At 31.2% G+C, this 23,551-nt stretch carries 23 protein-coding genes; 13 read left to right on the top strand and 10 right to left on the bottom strand.

All coding sequences use genetic code 11. The features are described 5' to 3' along the window. The first annotated feature begins 3 nt into the window (after positions 1–3). Positions 4–576, top strand: a complete 573-nt coding sequence (folE, locus tag ELQ07_RS06415; protein WP_002937171.1) for a GTP cyclohydrolase I FolE — start codon at positions 4–6, stop codon at positions 574–576. Further along, entirely contained in the window at positions 576–1,961 is a 1,386-nt protein-coding gene (fliI, locus tag ELQ07_RS06410) for a flagellar protein export ATPase FliI (RefSeq protein WP_002854283.1), read from the top strand. Before folE ends, fliI begins: the two co-directional genes overlap by 1 nt. A 2-nt stretch (positions 1,962–1,963) precedes the next feature. Here the strand turns inward: fliI and purF are convergent, their stop codons facing one another. From purF to ELQ07_RS06385, 5 genes are all read right to left on the bottom strand, one after another. Next, a complete protein-coding gene (purF, locus tag ELQ07_RS06405; protein ID WP_134224899.1) occupies positions 1,964–3,301 on the bottom strand; it encodes an amidophosphoribosyltransferase in 1,338 nt (445 codons plus the stop codon). A gap of 1 nt (position 3,302) precedes the next feature. Continuing rightward, on the bottom strand, positions 3,303–4,031 hold the full coding sequence (gene dapB / locus ELQ07_RS06400; protein WP_044260750.1) for a 4-hydroxy-tetrahydrodipicolinate reductase: 729 nt from the start codon (positions 4,029–4,031) through the stop codon (positions 3,303–3,305). Between the two features lie 62 nt (positions 4,032–4,093). Continuing rightward, positions 4,094–5,275 carry an AAA family ATPase gene (locus ELQ07_RS06395; protein ID WP_134224898.1) on the bottom strand — a complete coding sequence of 394 codons (1,182 nt, stop codon included), beginning with the start codon at positions 5,273–5,275 and terminating at the stop codon, positions 4,094–4,096. Continuing rightward, positions 5,275–6,402 carry a hypothetical protein gene (locus ELQ07_RS06390; protein ID WP_070316659.1) on the bottom strand — a complete coding sequence of 376 codons (1,128 nt, stop codon included), beginning with the start codon at positions 6,400–6,402 and terminating at the stop codon, positions 5,275–5,277. The genes ELQ07_RS06395 and ELQ07_RS06390 overlap by 1 nt, the downstream gene beginning before the upstream one ends. 134 nt (positions 6,403–6,536) lie before the next feature. Further along, positions 6,537–6,884, bottom strand: a complete 348-nt coding sequence (locus tag ELQ07_RS06385; RefSeq protein ID WP_096702706.1) for a hypothetical protein — start codon at positions 6,882–6,884, stop codon at positions 6,537–6,539. Between the two features lie 319 nt (positions 6,885–7,203). Here ELQ07_RS06385 and ELQ07_RS06380 point away from each other — a divergent pair, with 319 nt between their 5' ends. The 10 genes from ELQ07_RS06380 (at position 7,204) to ELQ07_RS06335 (ending at position 18,881) form a co-directional block, all read left to right on the top strand. Beyond that, positions 7,204–8,550, top strand: a complete 1,347-nt coding sequence (locus ELQ07_RS06380) for an SLC13 family permease (protein ID WP_002933750.1) — start codon at positions 7,204–7,206, stop codon at positions 8,548–8,550. 182 nt (positions 8,551–8,732) lie between these two features. After that, positions 8,733–10,730 (top strand): oligopeptide transporter, OPT family, encoded by a 1,998-nt coding sequence (locus ELQ07_RS06375; protein WP_096702702.1) that lies wholly within the window; start codon positions 8,733–8,735, stop codon positions 10,728–10,730. Between the two features lie 73 nt (positions 10,731–10,803). After that, positions 10,804–11,607, top strand: a complete 804-nt coding sequence (locus tag ELQ07_RS06370) for an undecaprenyl-diphosphate phosphatase (RefSeq protein WP_096702700.1) — start codon at positions 10,804–10,806, stop codon at positions 11,605–11,607. 130 nt (positions 11,608–11,737) lie between these two features. Further along, positions 11,738–13,546: a threonine--tRNA ligase gene (gene thrS, locus ELQ07_RS06365; RefSeq protein ID WP_070316655.1), complete on the top strand. Its 1,809-nt coding sequence runs from the start codon at positions 11,738–11,740 to the stop codon at positions 13,544–13,546. Then, positions 13,543–14,061 (top strand): translation initiation factor IF-3, encoded by a 519-nt coding sequence (gene infC / locus ELQ07_RS06360; protein WP_002861015.1) that lies wholly within the window; start codon positions 13,543–13,545, stop codon positions 14,059–14,061. The genes thrS and infC overlap by 4 nt, the downstream gene beginning before the upstream one ends. A gap of 38 nt (positions 14,062–14,099) precedes the next feature. After that, positions 14,100–15,191 carry a DNA adenine methylase gene (locus ELQ07_RS06355; RefSeq protein ID WP_088303831.1) on the top strand — a complete coding sequence of 364 codons (1,092 nt, stop codon included), beginning with the start codon at positions 14,100–14,102 and terminating at the stop codon, positions 15,189–15,191. 164 nt (positions 15,192–15,355) lie between these two features. Continuing rightward, complete coding sequence (gene argC / locus ELQ07_RS06350) at positions 15,356–16,384, top strand: N-acetyl-gamma-glutamyl-phosphate reductase (protein WP_070316653.1); 1,029 nt, start codon at positions 15,356–15,358, stop codon at positions 16,382–16,384. Between the two features lie 9 nt (positions 16,385–16,393). Further along, positions 16,394–16,840 (top strand): N-acetyltransferase, encoded by a 447-nt coding sequence (locus tag ELQ07_RS06345; RefSeq protein WP_070316652.1) that lies wholly within the window; start codon positions 16,394–16,396, stop codon positions 16,838–16,840. 3 nt (positions 16,841–16,843) lie between these two features. Further along, positions 16,844–17,689 carry an acetylglutamate kinase gene (argB, locus tag ELQ07_RS06340; protein WP_079862127.1) on the top strand — a complete coding sequence of 282 codons (846 nt, stop codon included), beginning with the start codon at positions 16,844–16,846 and terminating at the stop codon, positions 17,687–17,689. A 10-nt stretch (positions 17,690–17,699) separates the two neighbouring features. Then, positions 17,700–18,881 (top strand): aspartate aminotransferase family protein, encoded by a 1,182-nt coding sequence (locus ELQ07_RS06335; protein ID WP_070316650.1) that lies wholly within the window; start codon positions 17,700–17,702, stop codon positions 18,879–18,881. Between the two features lie 19 nt (positions 18,882–18,900). Here ELQ07_RS06335 and ELQ07_RS06330 read toward each other — a convergent pair whose 3' ends face one another. Then, positions 18,901–19,530 carry a protein-L-isoaspartate(D-aspartate) O-methyltransferase gene (locus ELQ07_RS06330; RefSeq protein ID WP_070316649.1) on the bottom strand — a complete coding sequence of 210 codons (630 nt, stop codon included), beginning with the start codon at positions 19,528–19,530 and terminating at the stop codon, positions 18,901–18,903. A gap of 88 nt (positions 19,531–19,618) precedes the next feature. On the opposite strand from ELQ07_RS06330, the gene ELQ07_RS06325 reads away from it, so the two are divergent. Further along, complete coding sequence (locus ELQ07_RS06325; RefSeq protein ID WP_070316648.1) at positions 19,619–20,167, top strand: gamma carbonic anhydrase family protein; 549 nt, start codon at positions 19,619–19,621, stop codon at positions 20,165–20,167. Here the strand turns inward: ELQ07_RS06325 and ELQ07_RS06320 are convergent. From ELQ07_RS06320 to pyrE, 4 genes are read right to left on the bottom strand one after another with little or no spacing between them, the layout of a single operon-like run. Continuing rightward, positions 20,136–21,509: a nicotinate phosphoribosyltransferase gene (locus ELQ07_RS06320; protein ID WP_079862126.1), complete on the bottom strand. Its 1,374-nt coding sequence runs from the start codon at positions 21,507–21,509 to the stop codon at positions 20,136–20,138. The genes ELQ07_RS06325 and ELQ07_RS06320 overlap by 32 nt on opposite strands. After that, on the bottom strand, positions 21,496–22,518 hold the full coding sequence (locus ELQ07_RS06315; protein ID WP_002851758.1) for a ribonucleotide-diphosphate reductase subunit beta: 1,023 nt from the start codon (positions 22,516–22,518) through the stop codon (positions 21,496–21,498). The genes ELQ07_RS06320 and ELQ07_RS06315 overlap by 14 nt, the downstream gene beginning before the upstream one ends. A gap of 13 nt (positions 22,519–22,531) precedes the next feature. Continuing rightward, complete coding sequence (locus ELQ07_RS06310) at positions 22,532–22,942, bottom strand: RDD family protein (protein ID WP_070316646.1); 411 nt, start codon at positions 22,940–22,942, stop codon at positions 22,532–22,534. Beyond that, positions 22,943–23,551, bottom strand: a complete 609-nt coding sequence (gene pyrE / locus ELQ07_RS06305; protein WP_070316645.1) for an orotate phosphoribosyltransferase — start codon at positions 23,549–23,551, stop codon at positions 22,943–22,945.

The following is a 23,551-nucleotide window of genomic DNA, read 5'->3' as shown; positions in this document are numbered from 1 at the left end:
AATTTGCAAAAAAAATTTGAAGATTGTGTTAAAACCATGCTTGAAATTATAGGAGAAAATCCAAATCGTGAAGGGCTTATTAAAACACCAAATCGTGTTTTTAAAGCTTATGAATTTCTTACCAGTGGTTATACGCAAAATGTCAAAGAAATTTTAAATAATGCTTTATTTGAAAGCTCTAATAATGAAATGGTTTTGGTGCGTGATATAGAATTTTATAGTCTTTGCGAACATCATCTTTTACCTTTTTTTGGGCGTGCTCATGTAGCCTATATTCCTAATAAAAAAGTAGTAGGTTTAAGCAAAATTCCACGCCTTGTAGAGGTGTTTGCAAGAAGACTTCAAATTCAAGAACAACTTACCGAACAAATCGCACAAGCTTTAATGGAAAATGTCGATGCCAAAGGTGTTGGCGTAGTCATAGAAGCAAGACATATGTGTGTTGAAATGCGTGGAGTACAAAAAGCTAATTCCACCACTACAACTTCAGCTTTGCGTGGAATTTTCTTGAAAAATGAAAAAACTAGAGAGGAATTTTTTTCTCTCATAAACTCTGCTAAACAGGTAAGATTTTAATGAATCTTGAAAAACTACGATCAAAACTTGGTAAAGAAAATTTAAGTGCTATTTTTGGAGAGATTACAAAAATTTCTGCTACGAGTATAGAAATTCGTGGGCTTAAAACAGGGGTTGGAGATATAGTGAAGTTAGTTTCCAATGAAAATGAAAATTTAAACACTCTAGCTATGGTCGTAGAAATTAAAGAACAATTTAGCTATTTAAGTCCTTTTTCTTTTATAGAAGGTTTTAAAATAGGCGATCGTGCTTTCATAAGTGATGCAGGTATGCAAATAGGCGTTAGCGATGAACTTTTAGGCAGAGTGGTAGATCCTTTTATGCGCCCAAAAGATGGTAAAGGAGCTATAGAAGTAAGTAAATATATGCCTATAATGCGTGCACCTATTGATGCGATGAAAAGAGGGCTTATAGAAGAAGTTTTTCCCGTGGGTGTTAAAACCATAGACGCGCTTTTAACTTGTGGTGTAGGACAAAAACTTGGTATTTTTGCAGGAAGCGGGGTAGGAAAATCCACTCTTATGGGAATGATAGTTAAAAATTCCAAAGCTCCTATAAAAGTAGTGGCTCTCATAGGAGAAAGGGGGCGTGAAATTCCTGAATTTATACAAAAAAATTTAGGTGGAAAGCTCGATGATACAGTGATTATTGTTGCTACAAGTGATGATAGTGCTTTGATGCGTAAATACGGTGCTTTTTGTGCAATGAGTGTGGCAGAATATTTTAAAGAACAAGGTAAAGATGTACTTTTTATCATGGATAGTGTAACGCGTTTTGCTATGGCGCAAAGAGAAATAGGACTAGCTCTTGGGGAGCCTCCTACAACCAAAGGTTATCCGCCAAGCGTTTTAAGTCTTTTGCCTCAACTCATGGAAAGAACGGGTAAAGAAGAAGGTAAAGGCACTATAACAGCCTTTTTTACCGTTTTAGTAGATGGAGATGATATGAGCGATCCAATCGCCGATCAAAGTCGTTCTATCTTAGATGGACACATTGTTTTAAGTCGTGAATTAACAGACTTTGGAATTTATCCTCCTATTAATATACAAAACTCTGCTTCAAGGGTAATGAGTGATATTATAAGTCCTGAACACAAACTTTGGGCAAGAAAATTTAAGCGTTTAAACTCGCTTTTAAAAGAAAATGAAGTACTGCTTCGCATTGGTGCTTATCAAAAAGGAAGTGATAAAGAACTTGATGAAGCTATTTCTAAAAAAGAATTTATGCAAAAATTCTTAGGACAAAACCCTGAGGAAAGCTTTGAATTTAACCAAACTTTAGAGCTCTTAAGTCAAATTGATACGCCAAATACTCCTTTGCCACCAACTCAAAATATAAATGTAGGAAGTGCAAGTGCAACCTTGCCTAATCCTAATTTAAAATAAAATTATTTGATAAAATAATCTCCATCAAAACTGATTAAAGAATATTTTCTTTCATTGCCTATGCTTTGAGTTAGCTCTTCTATGCTTAAAAAACTTAGCGTATCAGCTTCTACATATTCACGCACTTCTTCAGCATTTTTATTTGCGCTGATAAGTTCTTCAAAAGTTGGAGTATCTATACCGTAAGTATCAGGAAATTTGATCTCAGGACAAGCTATGGCAAGATGGATTTTGCTCGCTCCTGCAGCACGAAGTAAGGAAATTATTTTTTTAGAAGTAGTGCCACGCACCAAGCTATCATCAATGACTACGATTTCTTTGCCTTCTAAAACTTTACGCATAGGGTTAAGCTTTAATTTTACTTTTAAATTTCTAAGCTCTTGAGTTGGCTCTATAAAAGTTCTTCCTACATAATGATTTCTTACTATTGCCATTTCAAGAGGGATTTGTAAATATTGAGCAAAACCTATAGCTGCACTTACTCCACTATCTGGCACAGGCACGACAAAGTCTGCTTTATAAGCAAATTTTTTAGCTAAAGCTTCGCCCATTTTTTTACGCACTTCATACACGCTTTTACCTTCTACTATGCTATCAGGTCTAGCAAAATAAATGTATTCAAAAGCGCAAATTCTAGGAGTTTGAAAAAAAAGTTCTATGCTTTCAAATTTATCATTTCCCTGAGTAAAAATAAGCATTTCCCCTGGTTTAACATCGCGAATAAATTCAGCCTCTATAAGATCAAAAGCACAAGTTTCACTAGCAACTATATAGCCTCCATCTTTTAAACGTCCTAAAGACAAAGGACGTACCCCATGAGGATCTCTTACAATATAAAGTTTATCTTTGCTTGCTAAAACAAAACAATAAGCTCCTATACATTCTTTTAAACTCTCAATAAATCTATCTTTTAGACTTTCTTGCTTACTTCTTGCGATAAGATGAACAACATTTTCTGTGTCCATATTGGTTTGAAAAATAGCCCCATCTTGAATAAGTCTTGATCTTACTTCTTCTTTATTGACCAAATTTCCATTATGCGCTAAAGCAATATCACCTAAAACCGAAGTGGCTGCTATGGGTTGGGCATCGTTTAAACTTGAATTTCCTGCTGTACAATAGCGATTATGCCCTATAGCGATTTCACCTTCTAAAGTTTTTAAATTATCGGGATTAAAAATTTGACTCACTTCACCTTTAGCTTTAATAGTCTTAATATTTTTACCATTACTCACACTAATACCACTTGCCTCTTGTCCACGGTGTTGCATAGCAAAAAGAGCATAATACGCATAAGTACTAGCATTTTTTGAATTAATAACTCCTACAACTGCACACATTTTAAATTCCTAAAAAATCATTAATTGAATACATTTTTGCTTCTTGCTTACTAAGCCAAATAGCGATTTTAATCGCACCTTTAGCAAAAGTCGCCCTTGAAGTAGCGGTATGATTAAGTTCTAAAAATTCTCCATCTTCATAAAAACCTACCGTATGACGTCCTACTATATCGCCACCCCTTAAACTCATCACGGCAATCTCATCTTTACTTCTTTCACCTATGATGCCATCTCTTCCACTTACTCTTACTTTTTCAAGTTCTAAATTTCTAGCTTTTGCTACACTTTGAGCTAAAGTCATAGCTGTACCACTTGGTGCATCTTTTTTATGGCGATGATGCATTTCTAAAATTTCTATATCAAAATTTCTTAGCATTTGACTGGCTTTACTAGCAAGATAGTTTAAAACCGCAACACCTAAAGACATATTGGTCGCGTAAAAAATCGGCATTACTTCACTAGCACTTTGCATTAAATGTAAAATTTTCTCATCAAGGCCTGTTGTACCTATTACCAAAGGTTTAGGCATAGTTCTTGCATAATTTAAAAGCTCATGAGTTCCACTTGGGGAAGAAAAATCAATAATCACATCGCTTTTTTCAAAAAGCTCTTCTAAATTTCCACCCTTATCATAAAGTATCGAAATTTGTACTTGTGTTTCGCTTTTTAAACATTCTTCAATCTGTTTTCCCATTCGTCCTTTAGCGCCATAAATTCCTATTTTAATCATCTTTTTCCTTGAAAATAAAATATTGATTTTAGCATTTATTTTGTAAATTTTAAATAATAAAATTAAGCTTTATGGTTTTTTAATTTATATAAATTATCTAACAATTTTACTTCTTCTCCTAAGCCTTTGCTATGATAAAATTTTAAATTTTTACTAAGATATTTTTGCTCCACCCAGCCACCAAAATCATGTGGATAAAGATAGTTTCTTTTTTCTTGATGATTGCTGTTAAGATAATTAGGTATTTCTAAAGCTTCATTATTTTTTACATAGTTTAAAGCTTCATTGATAGCTTTGTAGCTTGCATTGGATTTGATTGTGCTTGCTAAATAAACTACGCATTGAGCTAGGATAATTCTTGCTTCAGGATAACCTATATTTTTAACAGCTTCTAGGGTTGAAACTGCTAAATTTAAAGCATTTGGATCGGCATTTCCGACATCTTCACTTGAAAAAATCACCAAACGCCTAGCGATAAAATCCGCACTTTCTCCTGCATCAATAAGTCTTGCAAGATAATAAATAGCTGCATCAACGTCACTTCCGCGTAAACTTTTTATCATTGCACTTGCTAAAATATAATGTGTATCTTTTGAGCTAATACCCTCACTATTTATGGTGTTGCGAAGTTTTTTAAGATTTTCAAGACTGATATGTTTTTCATCTAAAACCAAGACAAATTCAAGCAAATTTAGCATAGCTCTTGCATCAGCACTTTTAAGTAGAAAATCTTTAGCTTCTTTGTCAATGCTAAATTTCATTTTTTCTTGTACACGCAAGAGCAAAGTTTCAAGTTCCTTTACCCCTAAAGATTTAAATTCGAAAAGCATGGAACGACTTCTTATACCAGAACTTAAAACAAAATAGGGATTTTCAGTACTTGCACCAATTAAAATTAAACGGTAATTTTCCATAGGAATTAAAAGCATTTCTTGTTGGGTTTTACTAAGGCGGTGAATTTCATCAATAAAAATTAAAGGCTTATAAAGACTATTTTTATAATTATCTAAAATTTTTCTTAGTTCTTCGAGTTTAAAATTTCCTCCATCAAATTCATAAAAATCTAAGCCAAATTCTTTTGCTACAACTCTAGCAAAAGTTGTTTTTCCAGAACCTGCTGTTCCAAAAAAAATACTATGAGGAAGTTTTTGTAAAGCAGTAAATTTTTTGAAAATTTCTATAAGCTCATATTGTCCTAAAATATCATCAAAATTTTCAGGGCGAAAGGTCAAAGCTAGGCTCATTAATTTAAATCCATATTTGAAAATTCACTACCATTAATTTTTAGCTGAGGATTAGCTAGGCTATCATAAGATAAATTTAGAAAAAAGTTATTATTTTCTTTTAAAAAATATTGATTTAAACCTCCATAATCTTTTGTCCAAGGAAAAATTTCATCAGGTTCATCTGAACTGATAACTTGTAATTTTGCTTGATAAGAGTTGTTAATATTTAAATTGCCTTGTAGACTGATATTTTGTTTATTTTTTTCAAGAATTAAATTTTGTATTTTTAGATCAAGATTTTTTTGGATAAAATAAGAGATATTGAAATTTGAATTAAGAAATTTATTTATGGTTATATTAAATTTTGTTTTGTCAAAATTCAAATTCTGACCCAATAAAGATTTAAGATCAATATCAATTTCATTGGATTTTCCTTGTATGTTTAAGTTTACTGTTGAATTTTCTTCATTAAAATTTACTTGGTTTTTGCTATAAAAAGAATTGATTTTATTGTTATCTAGCACAAGATAATCAAAGTTGATCTCTTGTTGGCTATCACTAAATAAATTTAACTCATAAAATTGTACAGGATTGTTAAAAAATTGTTCGTAATTTAAATTTTGCAATACAAATTTAGTATAAAATTGAGAAAAATCAATCATATCAAAATGTATTTTAATGTTTTTAATTTCTAAATTTTTATTTATTAAAGCTTCAATATATCCGCCGTTTATGATGGTATCTCCGCCTTCATTGCTTAAATTTATATCTTTAATATTTAGAAATATTTTAGAGTTGTTATCGTGTAATTTGAGAGTAAAAGTTCCTAATTTATTGTTTTTTAACACTTCATCTAAAAAATCAAAAGGATTTGTAAAATTTCCTTTTATAATTTTATTTAAGAAAAAATAATTATTAAATTTAAGGTTGATTTTGGTTGAAAGCTGTGTATGAGAGTGATTTAAAGTAAAACTTCCTTTAGAGGTTAAAAAACCTTTTTTGAAGTAAATATCTGTAATTGTATAATCAGGATTGCAATTTTTAATAAATTTATTAAATAAAAGTTCGTTAGTGTATCCTATATAAAATATATGAGTAATAAAACCTAATATAAAACAAAAAACAATAAAAATCGATTTTTTCATTATTTGCCTTAGATGAAAATATAAGTGTTATTTTATAAATTGCTTGTTAAAAAAGAGTTTAAATTTTTATTTAAGAGCAATGAATGTAGTTTAGCAAAGAATGATTTTATAAATCCCTTGTTAAGGGATTTATATTAATAAGCTTTTTTATAACATTGAATTTCAATTTTTCTAGCTACTGGAATAGCTTGAGTATTTGGTGTAGCAGGTGTTCCATAAGAAATTTTACTTTCTAAAAAATTTCCAACCTGTAAATCTTTAAAAGTTCCATCTTTATCTGTTCCAAAAATACCACAATTATCCATTTCTATTTCGGTATTTGGTAGAACTTTTATAGCCATTTGTCCGCCATAAATAGAGTCAATAAGCAAGGTTTTATTGTTATCATAAATTTGTGCAATAGTACCTTCAAGTTTTAGACTATCTGCAAAAAGCATTGAGCTAGCTAAAAGTGCTGATGCGAATAAAATACTTTTTTTCATAATTATTTCTCCTTCAATGTAAAGTGATAACATTATAAACTTTTTAAGTGAAGTGAATGTGAAGTTAAAAATTTTGATTTTTTAGTTTTGATAATATTATGCAACTTATTATATTTTGACCATCGTTACTTCTAGTTGTAAATTTAAAAGAGTGAATACTTTATCAAAGATAATTCAAAATTATTTTTTTTATTCTTGTTTAAAATGGTTACAATTAGAAAATATATTTTTTTCAAAAAGTTATAAATTAAACACATATAAGTTGGACTTAAAATATCCTATTTTATTATTGAATAAAAATGATACAAAAGGATAGGATATGGAAATTTTTTTAGCTTTATTTGGGTTTTTCTCGTTAGGATTGATAGTTTGGCTTTTGCTAAAAGATTATACTACTCCAGCATTAGCTTTTATAAGTGTAAGTATTAGTGTAGCTTGTATTTTACTTATTCTTGAACAGCTTGGTTTTGGCGTGGGTGCAGCTTTAGGGGTTAAAGGAGGTGTTTTTGATATTAAAACATTGGTTGCTTTTATTAAAGATGGAGTCAAAAGTGTAACGGATACGGCGGCTTTGTTTGTTTTTTCTATACTCTTTTTTAGTGTTTTAAATGCAAGTGGTTTTTTTACTAAAATTTTAAATGCATTTTTATCAAAAATGAAAGCTAATGTATATCAAGTTTGCATTCTTACTGTTTTTATTGCTGCTGCTGTACATTTAGATGGTTCAGGTGCTTCTACTTTTCTTATTGTAATACCTGCATTATTACCTATTTATGAGCGTTTAGGTATAAGAAAGACTTCAATGTTATTGATTATTACTTCGGCTATGGGTGTTATGAATGTTATTCCTTGGGGTGGTCCTACTTTAAGAGCGGCTACTAATATAGGAATGGATGCAAATTTGCTTTGGCACCATATTATACCTATTCAGATTGTAGGTTTGGTATTATCCCTTCTTTTGGCAATTTGGATTGCTAAGATAGAAATAAAAAGAGGTGCAGGCGCAGGTAACTTGTCGGGAATAAATTTAAATATAGAAAAAAGCGAACACCATAATGAAAAATGGTTTTGGTTAAATTTACTTGTAGCTATTGGGGTTATTGGGCTTTTAATTAGTGGCATTTTTCCTAGTTATATTTGCTTTATGATAGGACTTGCAATAATTTTACCGCTTAATTATCCTAATTTAAAAATAGCTAAAAAAGTTTTAGATCGTGCAAGTGCTGGTGCAATGCTTATGTATATTACTTTAATTGGTGCTGGGATATTAATAGGCGTATTTGATAAAAGTGGTATTATGGAGAAAATGGGTGTTTTGATTTTAAATTTTGTTCCAGATTATTTAGGTGCTTATATTCCTTTGATGGTAGGGATATTGGCTGTTCCAATGGCAATTATTTTTTGTACAGATTCTTATTTTTATGGAGTGATGCCTATAGTTTTGAGTGTAACTAAGGCTTTTGGTGCTGAACCTTTGACTATAGCTATTATCATGGTGATAGCAAGAAATTGTGCGACATTTATTTCTCCTGTTGTGCCTGCAACTTTGCTAGGTTGTGGTTTAGCAGAGGTTAATATTAAAGATCATATCAAAAGAAGCTTTTTTTATATATGGGGTATAAGTATTATTTGCTTGATTTTTGCTGAGGTAGCTGGGATAATATAATTAAAATAAAAGAACTTTTGATTTTTCAATGATTGGTTCATTGTTTTATGATATTTTTGAGTCAAAAATTTATAAAAATATAAGCGTTTTTTTGTATTATTTTATTTTTCTTTAGAGAAAAATTATAAATTTAAACTTATAAGAATATTTTTTAAGTTGAAAGTAAATTTTAAAACGGAGAAATGATGTACAAAAAACAAAATTTACCAGAACTTACCTTAAGGGGTTTGATTTTGGGAAGTATTTTAACCATTATTTTTACAGCTTCAAATGTATATTTGGGGTTAAAAGTGGGACTTACTTTTTCATCATCAATTCCAGCTGTGGTCATCTCCATGGCGGTTTTGAGTCTTTTTAAGACTTCAAATATTTTAGAAAATAATATGGTTCAAACTCAAGCTTCAGCAGCAGGAACTTTATCATCAGTTATTTTTGTTATCCCAGGGCTTTTTATGTGTGGGTATTGGAGTGAATTTCCACTTTGGCAAACTTTTATGATATGTCTTTGTGGTGGCGGACTTGGAGTGCTTTTTACTATACCATTAAGAAGGGCTATGGTGGTTGAAAGCAAACTTGCTTATCCTGAAGGTAGGGCCGCAGCTGAAATTTTAAAAGTAGCTAATAAAGATCAGAGCAATAAAAAAGGAAAACAAGGTATTAAAGAAATAGCATTAGGCTCTTTTATAGCTGCTATTTTTAGTTTATTAACCAATGGTTTTAAACTCGCTGCAAGTGAGAGTAATTTTGCTTTTATTTGGAATAAAATGGTTTTTGGTTTTTCTATGGGATATTCTTTGGCACTTTTAGGAGCGGGTTATTTAGTTGGTTTAGCAGGTGCTATAGCTCTTTTTGTAGGTATGTTTTTAGCTTGGGGTATTTTTACTCCTTATCTTTCAAATTTTGAATTCGATAGTGCAAAAAATGCCGTAGATTTAGCTTCTAGTGTATGGAGTTCTAAAGTAAGGCTTATAGGAACAGGAGCTATTGCTATAGCAGCGCTTTGGACTTTAATAGAACTTTTAAAACCCGTTATTGAAGGTATTAAAGAAATTGTTAAAAATGTTAAAATTACTAATCAAGAAAAAAATGAAAGAACAAATATAGATCTTTCTTTAAAAAGTATTTTTATACTTTTTGTTTTAATGGTTGTGGGTTTATTTATTACTTTTTATAGTTTTGTTGAAGATGCTAACTTAAGTATTTATTATCAAATGCTATTTTCATTTATTGGAACTTTAGTTTCTGTTTTAATAGGTTTTTTTGTTGCAGCAGCTTGCGGATATATGGCAGGACTTGTAGGATCTTCTTCTAGTCCTATTTCTGGAATTGGGCTTATTGGTGTTATTATTTCTTCTATTGTTTTTTTGGTTTTAGGTGTGGAACTTTTTCAAGATCCTATGCTTTCTAAATTTGCAGTAGCATTAGCTATTTTTACTACTAGTGTTATTTTGGCTACAGCTGCTATTTCGAATGATAATTTACAAGATTTAAAGACAGGACATTTAGTCGGAGCTACTCCTTGGAAGCAACAAGTTGCTTTACTTGTAGGCTGTGTTTTTGGTGCTTTGGCTATAGTTCCTGTTTTAAATTTGCTTTATCAAGCCTATGGTTTTGTTGGAGCAATACCAAGAGAAGGTATGGATGCTTCATCGGCTTTAGCAGCACCGCAAGCGAATTTAATGAGTACTATCGCTCAAGGAATTTTTCATCACAATATAGAGTGGGGTTATATGGCTTTTGGTGTATTTGTAGGAATTTTAATGATTATTATAGATAAAATTTTAAGAAGAACACAGAAAATGTCTTTGCCGCCTTTAGCTGTTGGAATAGGTATTTACCTTCCGCCTGCTGTAAATATACCTTTAGTTATAGGCGGAATTTTAAAATATATTGTAATGCAATACTTGACTAAAAAATATGCAAAAAATTCTCATAAAGAAGAAAAACTTGCAAGTTGTGAGCAAAGAGGCACGCTTTTTGCTTCAGGGCTTATAGTGGGTGAAAGTATTTTTGGGGTAATTATCGCAGGAATTACTGTATTTTCAGTAAGTATGGGTGGTAGTGAAAATCCTTTAGCTTTAAATTTAGTAAATTTTCATGATAGCGAGCTTTTCGCACTTATCTTTTTTGTGGGAGTTGTATTATATTTTATTAAGCGTATTGTTAAAAAAGATGCTTAATTTTTGGGGTTAAAACCCCATTTAATCCATTCTGATATAATTTTTCTTTTGCAATTATCATTCAAGGATTAAAATGGAAAATTTATATGCTTTAATACTTGGAATTATAGAAGGTCTGACTGAGTTTTTACCTGTTTCTTCAACAGGACATATGATTTTAGGTACGACTATTTTAGGTATTGATATAGATGAGTTTTGGAAAAGTTTTTTGATTATTATCCAGCTTGGTTCTATTTTGGCGGTAATTTTTGTATTTTGGCGTAAATTGTTTCAAGGGCTTGATATTTGGTTAAAACTTGCAGTGGGATTTTTTCCTACTGGAGTTATAGGGCTTTTTGTGGCAAAATACTTAAATGCTTTATTTAATGGTTGGGTTGTGGTTGGAATGCTCATTTTTGGTGGTGTTGTGCTTATTCTTATAGAACTTGCGCACAAAAATAAACAATATCATATCAATTCCTTAGAAGAAATAAGTTTTAAACAAGCTTTTTGTATAGGTATTTTTCAATCTTTGGCCATGATTCCTGGCACTTCAAGGAGTGGAGCAAGTATTATTGGCGGGCTTTTGTTAGGATTTAATAGAAAAGTGGCTGCTGAGTTTAGTTTTTTACTTGCCATTCCAACGATGATTATTGCTACAGCTTATAGTATTTATAAAGAGCCTGAATTACTGAGTAATGCAAATTCTTTAATTCCTTTAGGCATAGGTTTTATCACTGCTTTTGTTGTTGCGGTTTTAGTTATAAAATTTTTCTTAAAATTTATTTCTAAATTCGACTTTATCCCTTTTGGAATTTATCGTATTATTTTAGGATTTGTTTTCTTTTATTTGTATTATAGTGGGATTTTAAATGCTGGAAGTGAATTTAAGCTATAAATAAATATTAAACTTATTCTAAGATTTTTTTAAAAATAAGCTGAATTTCAAAAATAATTAAGTCTTAGAAAGTTAAAATTAGAACTTTATAAACACTCACAGGGTAAGTGAGCGACAAAGGGTTAAAAATATGGAAAAAGAAGTTATTGCGTATTTGGACAATGAGACAATAATTGACTCTCAAAGTGTGAAAAATACAAATTTAAAAGAAATTTATTTTGATAATTCTAAAGAAAGTTTAGAGGTAATCCGTCATTCTTGTGCGCATTTAATGGCACAGGCGATTAAGAATTTGTATCCTGAAGCTAAATTTTTCGTTGGTCCTGTTATAGAAGATGGATTTTATTATGATTTTCGTGTAGAAAGTAAGATCGGCGAAGAAGATTTAGTAAAAATTGAAAAAAAGATGAAAGAACTTGCTGAAGCAAAGATTGAAATTTCAAAATATGAAATCACAAAAAACGAAGCTTTGGCTAAATTTCAAAATGATGATTTAAAACAAGAAGTTTTATTGCGTATTCCTGATGGAGCTGTAAGTATTTATAAGCAAGGTGAATTTGAAGATTTGTGTCGTGGTCCTCATGTGCCAAATACGAAATTTTTACGCTTTTTTAAACTCACTCGTGTTGCAGGAGCGTATTTGGGTGGTGATGAAAAAAGAGAAATGCTTACTCGAATTTATGGGACTGCTTTTGCAGATAAGGAAAGTTTAAAAGAGTATTTAACCATTATCGAAGAAGCTAAAAAACGCGATCATAGAAAGCTTGGAACAGAGCTTAAACTTTTTACTTTTGATGATGAGATCGGAGGTGGTCTTCCTATCTGGTTGAGTAATGGTGCAAGACTTAGATCTAAACTTGAACATATACTTTATAAGATCCATCGTTTGCGTGGTTATGAGCCTGTGCGTGGGCCTGAGCTTTTAAAAGCAGATGCATGGAAAATCAGTGGGCATTATGCAAACTATAAAGAAAATATGTATTTTACACAAATTGATGAACAAGAATATGGTATTAAGCCTATGAACTGTGTGGGGCATATTAAAATTTATCAAAGTGATGTAAGAAGTTATCGTGATTTACCTTTGAAATTTTTTGAATATGGCGTAGTGCATCGTCATGAAAAAAGTGGGGTTTTGCATGGACTTTTTAGGGTGAGAGAATTCACTCAAGATGATGCACATATTTTTTGTATGCCAAGTCAGATTAAAGATCAGGTTTTAGAAATTTTAGCTTTTGTGGATAATTTGATGAAATTATTTGATTTTAGCTATGAAATGGAAATTTCAACTAAACCTGAAAAAGCCATAGGCGATGATGAAATTTGGGAAGTAGCGACTAAGGCTTTAAAAGAAGCTTTAGATGAACAAGGTTTAAAATACGGTATTGACGAAGGTGGAGGGGCTTTTTATGGGCCAAAGATTGATATTAAAATCACTGATGCTTTAAAAAGAAAGTGGCAATGCGGAACCATACAAGTAGATTTTAACCTGCCAAGTCGTTTTAAACTTGAATACACTGATAGTGATAATGAAAAAAAACAACCTGTAATGTTGCATCGTGCGATTTTAGGTTCTTTTGAAAGATTTATAGGAATTTTAACCGAGCATTGTGCGGGTGAGTTTCCATTTTTTATCGCACCAACTGCGGTGGGTATAGTGCCAATAGGCGAAGCACATATTGCTTATGCAAAAGAAATTCAAAAAGAATTATTAGAGCTTAATATCGATAGCGAGGTGTATGAAAAAAATGAGAGCTTAAGTAAGAAAATTCGTATTGCTGAAAAACAAAAATTACCTATGATTTTAGTTTTAGGTGATGATGAGGTGGCAAAGCGTAGCGTTGCTTTAAGAGATAGAAGAGCTAAAGAACAAAAAAATCTTAGCTTGGATGAATTTATTAAATTAGTTAAGGAGAAAATGAGTGAGGTACACTTTTGAGTAAAGAAAAAGAAGTATTGCTCAATGAAGAAATAAGAGCGGATGAAATCAGATGTGTTGGCGATGATGGCAAAGTTTATGGTATTATCAGTAGTGATGAAGCTTTAGAAATTGCAAATCGTTTAGGACTTGATCTTGTAATGATAGCCGCAGATGCTAAGCCACCTGTTTGCAAGATCATGGACTATGGTAAATTCCGTTATCAACAAGAGAAAAAACAAAAAGAAGCAAAGAAAAAACAAAAAGTGATTGATATAAAAGAAATCAAACTTTCTGTAAAAATTGCTCAAAATGATATTAATTACAAGGTAAAACATGCTTTAGAATTTTTAGAACAAGGTAAGCATGTGAGATTTCGTGTGTTCTTAAAAGGACGTGAAATGGCAACTCCTGAAGCGGGTGTAGTTTTGCTTGAAAAAATTTGGACTATGATAGAAAATGAAGCTAATCGTGACAAAGAGCCGAATTTTGAAGGTCGTTATGTAAATATGCTTGTAACTCCAAAAAAAGCTTAATCCACTTTTGTGGATAAGGCTTTTAAAGGTTTTAAATTTTGAAAGAAAATCCTTCTTTTTTAAAAGAGCAAATTATAACTTATCTTGGAAATAAAAGAGCACTTTTAAGTTTTTTAAATAAGGGCTTTAAGGTAGCTAAAAAAGAACTTGGTAAAGATAAATTTAGTTTTTGTGATATATTTAGTGGCTCAGGTATTGTAAGTCGTTTTGCAAAAGCGCACTCAAATTATATTTTAGCCAATGATTTAGAGGATTATTCAAAACTCATCAATGAATGTTATCTTGCTAATAAAGACAAAGATTTACTTCAAAATATAAAAAAGTATTATAAAAATTTAATCCAAAATTTAGATTTTCAAAAAGGTTTTATCAGTGAGCTTTATGCTCCAAAAGATGATGATGATATTAAAAAAAATGAAAGGGTTTTTTATACTTTTAAAAATGCTTTATACCTTGATACCATAAGGCAAAAAATCGAAAATGAAATTCCAAAAGAATTAAAGCATTTTTTTATAGCCCCTTTAATTTATGAAGCCAGCGTGCATTCAAATACTAGTGGAGTTTTTAAAGGTTTTTATAAGGGTAAGGATGGTATCGGAAAATTTGGTGGCGAAGGACAAAATGCACTTAAACGCATTAAAGGAGAAATAGAGCTTAAAATGCCTATTTTTTCAAATTTTTCTTGTGAATTTGAAGTGATGCAAAAGGATGCAAGCATGCTTGCAAAAGAACTTGATTTTTTTGATGTAGTGTATCTTGACCCCCCTTATAATCAGCACCCTTATAGTTCTAATTATTTTATGTTAAATTTAATCGCAAATTATAAAAAACCTGAAGAAATTTCCAAAATTAGTGGCATTCCAAAAGATTGGAATCGCAGTACTTTTAATAAGCCAAAATTTGCCCAAGATGCTTTATTTGAACTTATTAATGATTTAAAAGCAAGAGTGATTTTACTTTCTTATAATTGTGAAGGTTTTGTAAAAAAAGAAATTTTTTTAAAGCACTTAAGTACTCTTGGAAAATGTCGGATTTTAGAGCAAAAATATAATACTTTTAGAGCTTCTCGCAATCTTAAAAATCGTAATATCCATCTTCATGAACAACTTTATATTTTAGTTAAAAATTAAATTTTTGTTGCTAAAATTATTTTTTATTTTTACATGATTAAATTAATTTTATTTTTTCAGATGTTTTGATTTTCGAGCAATAAAGATAAGGTTGAAGAGAATAATAGTTAAAAATTTTAACTTTTTTTGTTTATAATACTTGCTTTTACATTTGAAGGATAAAGATGAAAATAAAAGTTGGGATTTTAGGAGCGAGTGGTTATGCAGGCAATGAGCTTGTTCGCATTTTGCTTAATCATCCCAAAGTTGAAATTTCTTATTTGGGTTCGAGTTCTAGCGTGGGGCAAAATTATCAAGATCTTTATCCTAACACTTTTTTAAATTTATGTTTTGAAAACAAAAATTTAGATGAACTTGAGCTTGATCTTTTATTTTTGGCTACTCCGCATGAATTTAGCGCCAAGCTTTTAAATGAGAATTTGTTAAAAAAGATGAAAATCATTGATTTAAGTGCGGATTTTCGTCTTAAAAATCCTAAAGATTATGAGCTTTGGTATAAATTCACTCATCCTAATCAAGAGCTTTTGCAAAATGCGGTTTATGGACTTTGTGAGCTTTATAAAGAAGAGATAAAAAAAGCAAGTTTAGTGGCAAATCCAGGTTGTTATACCACTTGTTCTATCTTAAGTCTTTATCCGCTTTTTAAAGAAAAGATCATTGATTTTAACTCAGTTATTATTGATGCAAAAAGTGGAGTAAGTGGAGCAGGAAGAAGCGCAAAGGTGGAAAATCTTTTTTGTGAAGTTAATGAAAATATCAAAGCTTATGGTTTAGCTTCGCACCGTCATACTCCTGAAATTGAAGAGCATTTAAGCTATGCGGCCAAAGAGAAAATCACTCTACAATTTACCCCTCATCTTGTACCTATGCAAAGAGGAATTTTAATCAGTGCTTATGCAAATTTAAAAGAGAATTTGCAAGAACAAGATATACGCGATATTTATACAAAATACTATCAAAACAATAAATTCATAAGGCTTTTACCGCCGCAGTCGCTTCCGCAGACTCGGTGGGTTAAATCAAGCAATTTTGCGGATATAAATTTTAGTGTAGATCAACGCACAAAGCGTGTTATTATGCTTGGTGCTATTGATAATTTAATCAAAGGTGCAGCAGGACAAGCTGTTCAAAATATGAATTTAATGTTTGATTTTGATGAAGATGAAGGACTTAAATTCTTTGCAAATTTGTAAAGGATAAAAATGTTAATACGAGCTATGCAAAAAAACGATTATGAAGCCGTTTATAAGCTTTGGTGCGAGATAAAAGGTTTTGGGATAAGAAGCATTGATGATAGCAAAGAAAATATAGAAAATTTTTTAGATAGAAACCCAGATCTTAGTGTTGTAGCAGTACTTGGTGAAGAAATTGTAGGAAGTATACTTTGTGGGCATGATGGGCGCACAGGAGGATTTTATCATGTATGTGTACATAAAGATCATAGAAAAAAGGGTATAGCACACGAGATGACAAAATTTTGTCTTGAGGCCTTAAAAGCTCAAAAAATCAATAAAATCGCCTTAATCGCTTTTAAAAACAATGATTTAGGCAATGAGTTTTGGAAACATTATGGTTTTACTTTAAGAGAAGATGCGAATTATTACGATCTTTCTTTAAATGAGTATAATCAAACTAGCTTTAATGCCTAAGGAATGATCATGCAAAAATATTTAGAAAAAGCCAATGTCTTAATCGAAGCTTTGCCTTATATACGCAAATTTAATTCTAAGATTATACTTATAAAATACGGCGGATCAGCTATGGAAAATGAAGAGCTAAAGCATTGCGTGATGCAAGATATAGTTCTTTTAAAACTCGTGGGTTTAAAGCCTATCATTGTACATGGTGGGGGAAAAGATATTTCTGCTATGTGTGAAAAATTAGGCGTAAAGAGTGAGTTTAAAAACGGTCTTAGAGTTAGTGATAAAGCCACTACTGAAGTAGCAAGCATGGTTTTAAATCATATCAATAAAAATTTAGTCCATAGTTTGCAAAATTTAGGAGTTAAAGCCATAGGGCTTTGTGGTAAAGATGGCGCACTTTTAGAATGTGTGAAAAAAGATGAAAATTTAGCTTTTGTCGGCACGATACAAAAGGTAAATTCGAAAATTTTAGAAGAGCTTTTAGACAAAGATTTTTTACCTATCATTGCTCCTATTGGCATGGATGAGGATTTTAATACTTATAATATTAATGCTGATGACGCAGCTTGTGCGATTGCCAAGGCTTTAAGGGCTGAAAAACTTGCTTTTTTAACCGATACTGCAGGGCTTTATGAGGATTTTAATGATAAAAATTCTTTGATTTCTAAAATCAGCCTTGAACAAGCTAAAATTTTAGCGCCTAAAATAGAAGGTGGCATGCATGTAAAATTAAAATCTTGCATTGATGCTTGTGAAAATGGAGTTACAAAGGTGCATATTTTAGATGGACGCGTGAAGCATTCTTTATTGCTTGAGTTTTTTACCGATAAAGGTATAGGCACTTTGGTGGGCTAAAGGATGAAAAATGGATTATAAAGAAAAAAGTCATATTGTCCCTACTTATAAGCGTTTTGATATAGTTTTAGAAAAAGGACAGGGAGTTTATCTTTTTGATGATAAGGCTAAAAAATATCTTGATTTTTCAAGTGGTATAGGTGTTTGTGCTTTAGGATATAATCATGCTAAATTTAATGCTAAAATCAAAGCTCAAGTGGATAAACTTTTACATACTAGCAATTTATATTATAATGAAAACATAGCTGCTGCAGCTAAAAATTTAGCCAAAGCTAGTGCTTTAGGGCGTGTTTTTTTTACAAATTCTGGCACAGAAAGCGTAGAAGGAGCGATGAAAACAGCTAGAAAGTACGCCTTTAACAAAGGTATCAAGGGTGGACAATTTATTGCTTTTAAGCATTCTTTTCATGGGCGTACTTTAGGGGCTTTATCGCTTACTGCTAATGAAAAATATCAAAAGCCTTTTAAACCTTTAATTTCAGGGGTTAAATTTGCAAAATATAATGATATTTCAAGCGTTGAAAAACTGGCGAATGAAAAAACTTGTGCCATTATCTTAGAAAGCGTGCAAGGAGAAGGTGGAGTAAATCCTGCAAATAAAGATTTTTACAAAGCCTTAAGAAAGCTTTGCGATGAAAAAGATGTATTATTAATCGCTGATGAAATTCAATGTGGCATGGGTAGAAGTGGAAAATTTTTTGCCTATGAGCACGCACAAATTTTGCCTGATATCATGACTTCGGCTAAGGCCTTAGGTTGTGGGCTTAGTGTAGGTGCTTTTGTAATAAATCAAAAAGTAGCAAGCAATTCTTTAAAAGTGGGCGATCATGGTAGCACTTATGGGGGAAATCCTTTGGTTTGTGCAGGGGTGAATGCGGTTTTTGAAATTTTTAAAGAAGAAAAAATTTTAGAAAATGTCAATAAACTCACGCCTTATTTAGAGCAAAGTTTAGATGAGTTGATTAAAGAATTTGATTTTTGTAAAAAACGCAAAGGCTTAGGGTTTATGCAAGGGCTTAGTCTTGATAAAAGTGTAAAAGTAGCTAAGGTCATTCAAAAATGCCAAGAAAATGCACTTTTGCTGATAAGTTGTGGGGAGAATGATTTGAGATTTTTACCTCCTTTGATTTTGCAAAAAGAACATATTGATGAAATGAGTGAAAAGTTAAGAAAGGCTCTAAAGAGTTTTTGATAAATTTTGTACAAAAAGTTTATTCTTTCCCATCTACTATAGGCACAAATAAACATTCTTCTAAAATTTCTTTTTGTAAATTTGTGCCATTTTTTCTAAGGCGTGTGATGAATTGTTTGCCATTGTGTAAAATAGGAGCAACTAAAATCCCGCCATCGCTTAATTGATCAAGTAAAATTTCAGGAATTTGTGTCGCATAAGCAGAAAATAAAATTCTGTCATAAGGAGCATAATTTTTCCAACCATTTTGTCCATCATCAAATTTTACATTGATATTAAAAAGTTCTAATTCTCTGAAAGTTTGAGCGGCTTTTTTGGCTAAATTTTCTATGCGTTCTATGGTAAAAACACGCCTTATGACTTTGCTTAAAATCGCAGCTTGATAGCCGCTTCCACAACCTATCTCTAAAATATTATCAGCATTTTTAAAATCTAAAGCCATAGTCATTTTAGCTACAGTTAAAGGTGAACTAATCCATTGAGAATTTGCCAAAGGCAAAGCATCAAGGCGATAAGCATGGGCTTTTAAAGGAGAAAAAATTTCACGTGGAATTTGACAAAAAGCATTAAAAAGTTCTTCATTGATAAAAACTTTTTGTGCAATTTCTTCAGTCATATTTTGACATCTTTTTTGTTCAAATGTGTTCATTACTTCTCCTATAAATTTAAATAAAAATTGTAACTAAAAAAGTTGAAATAGAGTTAAACTTAGCTATACTTAAATAAAAAGGAAAAAAATGCTTATAAAATTTAAAAATCACAGTCCCAAACTAGGTCAAAATGTTTTTGTTGCAGAGGGTGCTAAAATCATAGGAGAAATAGAAATAGGAGATGAAAGTAGCATTTGGTTTAATTGTGTTTTAAGAGCCGATGTTAATTTTATAAAAATTGGCAAAAGAACCAATATTCAAGATCTTAGCACGGTACATGTTTGGCATAGGGAGTTTGATGAAAAAGGAAAGTTAAAAGACGTTGGTTTTCCTACGATAATAGGAGATGATGTAACTATAGGACATAATTGCGTTATCCATGCTTGTGTGATAAAAAATCGTGTTTTAATCGGAATGAATGCTGTTGTCATGGATAATGCTTTGATAGAAGAAGATAGCATAGTGGGTGCTGGAAGCGTTGTAACAAAGGGTAAAAAATTTCCGCCACGCTCTTTAATACTTGGAAATCCTGCAAAATTTGTGCGTGAATTAAACGATGAAGAAGTCAGCTTTCTAAAACAATCCGCTTTAAATTATGTGGATTTTAAAAACGAGTTTTTAAAAGATCTTCAGTGATATTTTGAAGTTTAGGCGAGAGTTTTACTTCAAATTTCACAAAACGATCAAGATCTAAAAAACTCTCATCGAGTTTTGAAATTTGCTCTTTTGTATAATCTTGAATAGTATTTAAAGATGACTTTTTAAGAAGTCTTTTTTCTTTGTAGACTAATTCTAAAAGTTCTTTGCGTTCTAAATTTTCATCTTGATTTGGGTTTTCGTCAAAAACATAAAGCTCATCAAAAAGGATTTTTTGCGTGTTTTTATCATAAACCCTAAAAAGCTTTTTAAAATGAGGTAGGGTTGATTTTTCGTTATTTTCGCTGATTTTGATTTTAGGTTTTATGCCTTGATCTTCTAAGGCTGCGAGTTTATAAACGCAACTAAAAATAGGATCGCTTGAAGCAGTGATCAATCTTTCGCCTACACCAAAGATATCAATAGGCGCATTTTGTTCTTTGAGTTTTTTAATGCTCCATTCATCAAGGGCGTTAGAAACTATGATTTTACATTTCTGAAGTCCTGCTTGATCAAGTTCTTGTCTGATTTTCAAACTCAACTCAAGTAAATTTCCAGAATCTATTCTCACACCGCCTTCTTGGATACCAAATTCTTTAAAAACTTTAATCGCATTTTTAAGTCCACTATTTAAACAATCATAAGTATCGATCAAAAAAACAGGATTTTTTGGATAAATTTTCACATAAGCTTTAAAAGCTTCAAATTCATTTTTAAACATTTGCACCCAAGAATGTGCCATAGTCCCATTGATAGGGATATTATAAATTTTTCCTGCTAAAGTACAAGCACTTCCTATGCAACCTCCTATAAAAGCTGCTCTTGCTCCTTTCAAGGCTGCTTCACTTCCTTGTGCTCTGCGTGAACCAAATTCTAAAATTTTACTGTCTTTAGCTGCACGCACGATACGATTGGTTTTGGTAGCAATAAGGCTTTGGTGGTTTAAACTTAAAAGTAAAAAAGTTTCTAAAAGCTGTGCTTCTATAGTTGTAGCTTTAATACAAAGCAAAGGTTCGTTTGGAAAAATTACTTCTCCTTCGCGCATAGCATAAATTTCGCCTTTAAATTTAAAGTTAGCTAAAAAATCTAAAAATTCTGTATCAAAAATACCTTGTTTTCTTAAAAATTCTATATCTTCTACATCAAAACTCAAATTTTCAATAAAGTCTAAAATATCTTCAAGACCTGCAAAAATAGCAAAAGATCCTGAATCTGGAATTTTTCTAAAAAATATATCAAAATAACAAATTTGATCTTTTTTATTGTTTTTGAAATAGCCTTGAGACATTGTAAATTCATAAAAATCACAAAGCAAGGCTAAAGAAGTTTTAGAAGTCATCAAAGCTTATGCTACCCTTAGAATAATTCGTTACTTTACTTTCAAAGAAATTGCTCTTTTGATCGTTAAATTTTGAAAAATCATCTACCCATTTAATAGGATGTTTTGCATTGTATAATTTATCTAAATTGATCGCACTTAATCTTTGATCTACAAGATAATGGATATATTCTTCTATGATATCATCAGTAAAGCCCATGATTTGATTTTGAGTGATGTATTTACCCCATTTGATCTCAAGATCTCCGGCTTTTTTAAACATATCATAAATTTTATTGATATTTTCATCATGGAACAAATCAGGTCTTTCTTTGCGTACTGAATTGATCATATTTTGAAATAATAAAAGATGTGTGATTTCATCTCTTTGGATAAAGCGGATCATTTGTGCTGAACCTAGCATTTTTCCTGCACGTGCAAGTGCGTAAATAGCAGTAAAACCGCTATAAAAATATACTCCTTCTAAAATTTGATTTGCCACCATAGCTAAAAGAAGTTTATTATCATCTACATCGCCTGCTAATTCTTCATAAATGCTTGAAATAAAGTCATTTTTTTCACGCAAAGTTTCATCATGCTTTTCCATTTCATAAATCAAATCTGTATTATCGCAAATCGCTTCTACCATAACAGCGTAAGATTTTGAATGGTTTGCCTCTTCATAAGCTTGGCGTGCTAAAACCGCATTGATTTCAGGAGCTGTGATGTAAGGGTTGATATTATCTGCTAAATTATTGGTTTGAAAACTATCCATAGAAATAAGCTGACTCCAAACCAAATCATACATTCTTTTTTCACCTGCAGTTAAATTACAGCGATAATCAAGTGCATCTTTGGTTGTATCTACTTCTTTTGGAAACCAAGTATTTGCTTCCATTAAATCCCAAAGTTTTAAAGCCCAAGTATATTTTGCCTTAGTGAAATTTAAAATTCCATGTGGGTTACCATCAAAAACTTTACGATCTCCTAGAGTTTCGTTTGAACTTGGATTGTAAATTCTTTTTCTTTGCATTTTTAACCTTTCTTTATGCTTTGGTAGCTATACAACTTTGAGTTAAAATATCGTGTAAATTTAAACGATCTTTTCTTGCAAAACTGACAAATAAACCAAAGAGTAAGCCAAAACTTATAATAAATATCACATATCTTAGTAAAATTCTAAGAAAACTTAGTTTCTTTCCCGTTTTTATATCAATAAGATATAAATCATATGCTTTAAGACCTGGGCTTTGTGCCTTTTTTGTTAAAAAAATAGCTTGAATCAAACCAAATAAAAAAGTACATAAAGTTGTGATAAAATGGTTGTTTAAAAAAGCTTCTTTAGAGCCCAATAGAAAATAAAATAAATACAAAATAGGAACATAAATAAGAAAAATATCTATAAGCAAAGCTCTAAATCTTAGCCATCTAGAGCTAATTTTTGCTTTAGTTTTCATTTAATTTCCACGACTTCCTGGTTTTATAGCCTTACTCCCTTTTTTACAAAGCGGACAATTTGTTTCATCGTAAATTTCAAATTCAAAATTCCCTAGAGTAAAGAGTGGTAAATTTTCAGGTAATTTCGCATTATCTTTTCTTGGAGATTTTAAATTTTCTACCGCACAAAAACCACGATTTGCCAATGCTGCAAAACCTACAACAATTCCACCTAAACTTTCAATGATTTTTGCACTCTCTAAAGCACTACCACCTGTAGTAATGATATCTTCACAAATTATAAATTTTTCACCCTTTTTTACCTCAAAACCACGTCTTAAAGTCATTTCTTTATTTACTCTTTCAGTGAAGATAAAACGTTTACTACAAGCTCTTGCAAGCTCATAACCTGCTAAAATTCCACCTAAAGCAGGAGAACAAATGCTATCAAATTCTATCTTATAGTTTGCAATAATCTTTGCAAGTTCATCACAAAGTTTTGCTGCTAATTTTGGGTCCTCTAAAACTTTTGCACTTTGAAGATAAAACTGCGAATGTTTACCTGAACTTAGTAAAAAATGCCCTTCTAAATAAGCACCATAATCTTTATAAATTTGCTCTAAATTCAT

The organism is Campylobacter sp. US55, from assembly GCF_004378955.1.
Taxonomy (GTDB): domain Bacteria; phylum Campylobacterota; class Campylobacteria; order Campylobacterales; family Campylobacteraceae; genus Campylobacter_D; species Campylobacter_D jejuni.
Note: the sequence above shows the minus strand (reverse complement) of the source record. Positions and strands in the feature narration are given on the sequence as shown.

Bases quoted from the DNA above. Each gene is read 5' to 3' on its own strand.
- ELQ07_RS06380 (WP_002933750.1), top strand. From the start codon at position 7,204: ATGGAAATTTTTTTAGCTTTATTTGGGTTTTTCTCGTTAGGATTGATA.
- ELQ07_RS06395 (WP_134224898.1), bottom strand. From the start codon at position 5,275: ATGAGCCTAGCTTTGACCTTTCGCCCTGAAAATTTTGATGATATTTTA.
- dapB (WP_044260750.1), bottom strand. From the start codon at position 4,031: ATGATTAAAATAGGAATTTATGGCGCTAAAGGACGAATGGGAAAACAG.
- ELQ07_RS06330 (WP_070316649.1), bottom strand. From the start codon at position 19,530: ATGAACACATTTGAACAAAAAAGATGTCAAAATATGACTGAAGAAATT.
- pyrE (WP_070316645.1), bottom strand. From the start codon at position 23,551: ATGAATTTAGAGCAAATTTATAAAGATTATGGTGCTTATTTAGAAGGG.
- argB (WP_079862127.1), top strand. From the start codon at position 16,844: ATGATCATGCAAAAATATTTAGAAAAAGCCAATGTCTTAATCGAAGCT.
- ELQ07_RS06345 (WP_070316652.1), top strand. From the start codon at position 16,394: ATGTTAATACGAGCTATGCAAAAAAACGATTATGAAGCCGTTTATAAG.
- ELQ07_RS06315 (WP_002851758.1), bottom strand. From the start codon at position 22,518: ATGCAAAGAAAAAGAATTTACAATCCAAGTTCAAACGAAACTCTAGGA.
- ELQ07_RS06310 (WP_070316646.1), bottom strand. From the start codon at position 22,942: ATGAAAACTAAAGCAAAAATTAGCTCTAGATGGCTAAGATTTAGAGCT.
- fliI (WP_002854283.1), top strand. From the start codon at position 576: ATGAATCTTGAAAAACTACGATCAAAACTTGGTAAAGAAAATTTAAGT.
- ELQ07_RS06370 (WP_096702700.1), top strand. From the start codon at position 10,804: ATGGAAAATTTATATGCTTTAATACTTGGAATTATAGAAGGTCTGACT.
- ELQ07_RS06375 (WP_096702702.1), top strand. From the start codon at position 8,733: ATGATGTACAAAAAACAAAATTTACCAGAACTTACCTTAAGGGGTTTG.
- purF (WP_134224899.1), bottom strand. From the start codon at position 3,301: ATGTGTGCAGTTGTAGGAGTTATTAATTCAAAAAATGCTAGTACTTAT.
- argC (WP_070316653.1), top strand. From the start codon at position 15,356: ATGAAAATAAAAGTTGGGATTTTAGGAGCGAGTGGTTATGCAGGCAAT.
- ELQ07_RS06385 (WP_096702706.1), bottom strand. From the start codon at position 6,884: ATGAAAAAAAGTATTTTATTCGCATCAGCACTTTTAGCTAGCTCAATG.
- ELQ07_RS06325 (WP_070316648.1), top strand. From the start codon at position 19,619: ATGCTTATAAAATTTAAAAATCACAGTCCCAAACTAGGTCAAAATGTT.
- ELQ07_RS06390 (WP_070316659.1), bottom strand. From the start codon at position 6,402: ATGAAAAAATCGATTTTTATTGTTTTTTGTTTTATATTAGGTTTTATT.
- ELQ07_RS06335 (WP_070316650.1), top strand. From the start codon at position 17,700: ATGGATTATAAAGAAAAAAGTCATATTGTCCCTACTTATAAGCGTTTT.
- thrS (WP_070316655.1), top strand. From the start codon at position 11,738: ATGGAAAAAGAAGTTATTGCGTATTTGGACAATGAGACAATAATTGAC.